Genomic DNA, 5,065 nt, shown 5'->3' with positions numbered 1-5,065 from the left:
CGGCCATGAGCGCGGCATGCGTTCGGGCTCTTTGGCCACGCACCAGTGCGTCGGGATGGGCGAGGCGTTTCGCATCGCTAAGCTTGAAATGGCCCAAGACAATGCCAAAGCCCGCGTCTTGCGCGATCGCCTGCTCAATGGCCTGAGCGATATGGAGCAGGTGTTTTTGAACGGCCACGCCACCCAGCGCGTGCCCCACAACATCAACATGAGTTTCAACTTTGTTGAAGGTGAATCACTCATCATGGGCATCAAGGGTTTGGCGGTCTCGTCCGGCTCGGCTTGCACCTCGGCCAGCTTGGAGCCCAGCTATGTGTTGCGCGCCTTGGGTCGCAGCGACGAGCTGGCCCACAGCAGCTTGCGCATGACCATTGGCCGTTGGACCACCGAAGAAGAAATTGACTTCGCGATCAAGACCATCCGCGAAAACGTGGCCAAGTTGCGTGACTTGAGCCCCCTGTGGGAAATGCACAAAGATGGCATTGATTTGAGCACCATTCAGTGGGCTGCCCACTGATTTGACACTGACCTGAATACGGAGAAAACACCATGGCATATTCTGAAAAAGTGGTTGACCACTACGAAAACCCCCGCAACGTCGGCTCTTTTGACAAGGGTGACGACGACGTGGGCACCGGCATGGTCGGCGCGCCCGCTTGCGGCGACGTGATGAAGTTGCAAATTAAGGTCAACCCGACAACGGGCGTGATCGAAGATGCGCGCTTTAAGACCTACGGTTGCGGCTCGGCCATCGCCTCCAGCTCACTCGTCACCGAGTGGGTCAAAGGCAAGACGCTGGACGAAGCTGCGGCCTTGAAGAACAGCCAAATCGCCGAAGAGCTGGCGCTGCCACCCGTCAAAATCCATTGCTCGATCTTGGCCGAAGACGCCATCAAGGCCGCCGTGGACGACTACAAAAAGAAACACCTGAACTGACATGGCCATCTCACTGTCTGCTGCCGCCGCGCGGCATGTGACCCGGTACTTGGCCAAACGCGGCTCGGGTGTTGGTGTGCGCCTGGGGGTCAAAACCACAGGTTGCTCGGGCCTGGCTTACAAGCTCGAATACGTGGACGACATCGCGCCCGAAGACGTGGTCTTTGAAGGCCACGGCGTCAAGGTGTTGGTGGACCCCAAAAGCCTGGCCTACATCGACGGCACCGAACTCGACTTTGTACGCGAAGGCCTGAACGAAGGCTTCCGCTTCAACAACCCCAACGAGCGTGACCGCTGCGGTTGCGGTGAATCGTTCCGCGTGTAAGCCGACTTTGAAGCCGACTGTGAATTTTTGCGTGTGATCTCGCTTCAAGCCAACGACTTCGAACTATTTGCTGTGCCGGCGCGCTTCGCGCAGGACCGCGCACAGCTCGACACCCGTTGGAAAGCGTTGCAGCGCGAAGCCCATCCCGACCGTTTTGCCGCCGATGGCGCAGCCGCCCAGCGGGTGGCCATGCAGTGGTCGGTGCGCATCAACGAGGCCTACCAGCGTCTGAAAGATCCGCTCAAGCGAGCCGCCTATTTGTGCGAACTGCGTGGAGCGCCGGTGCAGGCCGAAAACAACACAGCCATGCCTGCAGCGTTCCTCATGCAGCAGATGGAGTGGCGTGAAAACCTCGACGACACCGAATCCGCAGAAGGCTTGGAAACGCTGGCGGATGAAGTGTCTGCCGAGCAGCGCCGAGTGCAGCAAGAACTGGCCCGCTTGCTCGACGACGTGCAAGACCCTCTGCAAGCCGTAGGGCAGGTGAGGGCGCTCATGTTCATTGAGCGTTTCACGCAAGAAGTGAACGCTAAACTCGACCGATTGACCTGACCACTCACCGCATCGCCTGAAAGGGCTTGCGGCTTGACTACACCCTTGATGGACCATGGCCTTATTGCAAATTTCTGAACCGGGCCAGTCGCCCGACCCGCACCAGCGCCGCATCGCGGTGGGCATTGATCTGGGCACCACGCATTCGCTGGTGGCTTCGGTGCGCAGCGGCGTGGCCGAATGCTTGCCCGATGACGATGGACGCGTGATCTTGCCTTCGGTCGTGCGCTTTATGCCGGGGCAGGGCCGCCAGATCGGTTTTGACGCCGTGCAATCCGCCGCATCTGACCCGGTCAACACCATCGCCTCGGTCAAACGCTTCATGGGCCGTGGCCTGAACGACATCGCCGACCGCAGCAAGCTGCCTTACGAGTTCACCGCCAGCGAGCAAGGCATGCTCAGCATCCAGACGGTGCAAGGCCCCAAATCGCCTGTCGAAGTCAGCGCCGAGATCTTGGCCACCCTGCGTTACCGAGCCGAAGACACCTTCAACGTTGACCTCTACGGCGCGGTCATCACCGTGCCCGCTTACTTTGATGACGCGCAGCGTCAAGCCACCAAAGACGCTGCGCAACTGGCGGGCCTGAATGTGCTGCGTCTGATCAACGAACCCACTGCAGCGGCCATTGCTTACGGTCTCGACAACGCAAGCGAAGGCGTTTATGCCGTGTTCGATTTGGGCGGCGGCACTTTCGACATTTCCATCCTGCGACTGACACAAGGCGTGTTTGAAGTGCTGTCCACAGGCGGTGATTCGGCCTTGGGCGGCGACGATTACGACCAGGCCTTGGCCGACTTCGCCTTGGCGCGCCAGCCCGCCTTGAGGGCGGTCACGGCCGAAGACAAAACCGTGCTCAAGGCCTCTGCCCGTACCGCCAAAGAAGCGCTCAGCACTGCCGATGCGGTCATGCTGAATGCAGTCTTGTCTACTGGCAGCTTGTCAGAGTCCATCAGCCGCGCCGATTTCGAGCAAGCCACCCAAGCCCTGACGGCCCGCTGCGTCACGGCCGTGCGCAAAGCTCTTCGCGATGCGCAACTGGCCAAAGAAGACGTGCAAGGTGTGGTCATGGTGGGTGGCTCCACCCGCATGCCGCAAATCCAGCAAGCTGTGGCTGACTTTTTTGGCCAAGCCCCGCTCAACAACCTCAACCCGGACGAAGTCGTGGCCTTGGGCGCGGCCATTCAGGCCAACCAGTTGGCGGGCAACAACGCCGCTGGCGAGTTGCTGCTGCTCGATGTGATCCCCTTGTCGTTGGGCATCGAAACCATGGGCGGTTTGGTGGAGCGCATCATTCCGCGCAACCAGACCATTCCCACCGCCATGGCGCAGGACTTCACCACCTACCAAGACGGCCAAACCGCGCTGGCGCTGCATGTGGTTCAGGGCGAACGCGACCTGGTGCAAGACTGCCGCAGCCTAGCCCGCTTTGAGCTGCGTGGCATCCCGCCCATGGCCGCAGGTGCAGCCCGCATCCGCGTGACCTTCACGGTGGACGCCGATGGCTTGCTGAACGTCGGGGCCAAAGAACAAATCAGTGGTGTCGAAGCCCGCATCGATGTCAAGCCCTCCTATGGCCTGAGCGATGACCAGATCGCCACCATGCTGCAAGAAAGCTTCACCACCGCGCAAGCCGACATGAAGGCGCGAGCCTTGGTCGAGGCGCGGGTCGATGCCGACCGCATGCTGCTGGCCACCCGCAGCGCATTGGCAGCCGACGGCGATTTGCTGCAAGCGTCAGAGCGCAGCGCCATCGACGCACTCATGGCCACGCTTCAAGCCGCCGTGCAAACCGAACAAGATGCCAAGGCCTTGGAAGACTGCACCCAAGCGCTGGCCAAAGGCACCGAAGCCTTTGCGGCCGAGCGCATGAACCACAGCATCCAAAAAGCGTTGTCTGGCCAAAACATCCAGTCCTTGTAAAGTCTGATCTGTACCGAATTCAAAGACTCCTATGCCCGTCATCAAAATCCTGCCCCACCCCGAGTACTGCCCCCAAGGTGCCGAGATCACCGCACCTGCGGGCACCAGCATCTGCGAAGCCCTGCTCGACAACAAAATCAACATCGAGCACGCCTGCGACATGAGCGCCGCCTGCACCACTTGCCATGTGGTGGTGCGCGAAGGCTTCAAGACCCTGAATGAGATGGAAGAGACCGAAGAAGACCTGCTCGACCGTGCCTGGGGCTTGGAGCCCAATTCGCGCCTGAGCTGCCAGGCCTTTGTGGCCAAGAGCGACTTGGTCATCGAGATCCCCCGCTACACCATCAACCACGCCAAAGAACTGCACTGAGCGGGAGCGGCCAGCCATGCGTCAAATCGTTCTGGACACCGAAACCACCGGCCTCTCAGCCGAGGGCGGCGACCGCATCATCGAGCTCGGTTGTGTGGAGCTCTACGCCCGCAAGCTCACGGGCAAGAACCTGCATTTTTATTTCAACCCCGAGCGCGACAGCCACGAAGACGCACTCAAAGTGCACGGCATCAGCAACGAGTTCTTGCGCGACAAACCCAAGTTCGCCCAGCTGGCCGATGACATCCTCGACTACCTGAGTGATGCGGAACTGATCATCCATAACGCCGCGTTCGACGTCGGCTTTTTGAACAAAGAGCTTGAGCGCGTGGGCAAGAAACCGCTTAAGGCTTACGTCAGCAACGTCATCGACACCTTGGCCATAGCCAAGGAAATGTTCCCCGGCAAGCGCAACAGCCTCGACTCGCTGTGCGATCGCCTCGAAGTCGACAACTCCGGCCGTACCCTTCACGGCGCTTTGCTCGACGCCGAGTTGCTGGCCGATGTTTACATCAACATGACGCGCGGCCAAGAGGCCTTGCTGATTGATGCGGGCGACGCGCCCAAGGACACCCAAGCTGCCGTGATGCAGGTCGATTTGAGCCGTTATGTGCTGCCCGTGCTTCCTGCCAATGCTCAGGAGCTGTCCGCCCACGATGACGTTCTGACCCAACTCGACAAATCCAGCGGCGGCAAGACCGTGTGGCGTCAGGTGCAGGCCGCCTGAGCTAATTGGGGCGATAAGTTCGTGCTGTGAAGGCGCACACTTTTTGCCGTGTTGGAGCCAGATGGGCCAAATTTTTATGACATAATCGAGATCTTCGCTGCACAGCGTAGGGCGATTAGCTCAGGGGTAGAGCACTGCATTCACACTGCAGGGGTCGCAAGTTCGAAACTTGCATCTCCCACCAGACAAATAAAAAAGCCAAGTCATTTGACTTGGCTTTTTGCGTTGAGGAAG

General features: G+C 59.8%; 7 protein-coding genes and 1 tRNA gene. All 8 read left to right on the top strand.

All coding sequences use genetic code 11. The features are described 5' to 3' along the window. The coding region (locus Q0341_RS13330) for an aminotransferase class V-fold PLP-dependent enzyme (protein WP_299514213.1) at positions 1–517 on the top strand (517 nt) is incomplete at its 5' end. Positions 518–549: 32 nt separating this feature from the next. After that, a complete protein-coding gene (gene iscU / locus Q0341_RS13325) occupies positions 550–936 on the top strand; it encodes a Fe-S cluster assembly scaffold IscU (protein ID WP_299514210.1) in 387 nt (128 codons plus the stop codon). Between the two features lies 1 nt (position 937). Further along, positions 938–1,261, top strand: a complete 324-nt coding sequence (iscA, locus tag Q0341_RS13320) for an iron-sulfur cluster assembly protein IscA (RefSeq protein WP_108352478.1) — start codon at positions 938–940, stop codon at positions 1,259–1,261. Positions 1,262–1,297: 36 nt separating this feature from the next. After that, complete coding sequence (hscB, locus tag Q0341_RS13315; RefSeq protein WP_299514216.1) at positions 1,298–1,813, top strand: Fe-S protein assembly co-chaperone HscB; 516 nt, start codon at positions 1,298–1,300, stop codon at positions 1,811–1,813. Positions 1,814–1,868: 55 nt separating this feature from the next. Continuing rightward, a complete protein-coding gene (hscA, locus tag Q0341_RS13310) occupies positions 1,869–3,734 on the top strand; it encodes a Fe-S protein assembly chaperone HscA (protein ID WP_299514205.1) in 1,866 nt (621 codons plus the stop codon). A 31-nt stretch (positions 3,735–3,765) separates the two neighbouring features. Next, the gene (gene fdx / locus Q0341_RS13305) at positions 3,766–4,104 is read left to right on the top strand and encodes an ISC system 2Fe-2S type ferredoxin (protein WP_062405701.1); all 339 of its coding nucleotides are present in this window, start codon (positions 3,766–3,768) and stop codon (positions 4,102–4,104) included. Positions 4,105–4,120: 16 nt separating this feature from the next. Then, positions 4,121–4,831 (top strand): DNA polymerase III subunit epsilon, encoded by a 711-nt coding sequence (gene dnaQ, locus Q0341_RS13300; protein ID WP_299514201.1) that lies wholly within the window; start codon positions 4,121–4,123, stop codon positions 4,829–4,831. Positions 4,832–4,940: 109 nt separating this feature from the next. Further along, positions 4,941–5,015 (top strand) — tRNA-Val (locus Q0341_RS13295). The last annotated feature ends 50 nt before the right edge of the window (positions 5,016–5,065 follow it).

Source organism: uncultured Limnohabitans sp. (genome assembly GCF_937889215.1).
GTDB lineage: Bacteria > Pseudomonadota > Gammaproteobacteria > Burkholderiales > Burkholderiaceae_C > Limnohabitans_A.
The sequence above is the reverse complement of the archived record's forward strand: the minus strand, read 5'-3'. Positions and strand labels throughout refer to the sequence as shown.

What these genes read in the sequence shown, in the direction of transcription:
- iscU (WP_299514210.1), top strand. Translation starts at nt 550, where the DNA reads ATGGCATATTCTGAAAAAGTGGTTGACCACTACGAAAACCCCCGCAAC.
- dnaQ (WP_299514201.1), top strand. Translation starts at nt 4,121, where the DNA reads ATGCGTCAAATCGTTCTGGACACCGAAACCACCGGCCTCTCAGCCGAG.
- hscA (WP_299514205.1), top strand. Translation starts at nt 1,869, where the DNA reads ATGGCCTTATTGCAAATTTCTGAACCGGGCCAGTCGCCCGACCCGCAC.
- fdx (WP_062405701.1), top strand. Translation starts at nt 3,766, where the DNA reads ATGCCCGTCATCAAAATCCTGCCCCACCCCGAGTACTGCCCCCAAGGT.
- iscA (WP_108352478.1), top strand. Translation starts at nt 938, where the DNA reads ATGGCCATCTCACTGTCTGCTGCCGCCGCGCGGCATGTGACCCGGTAC.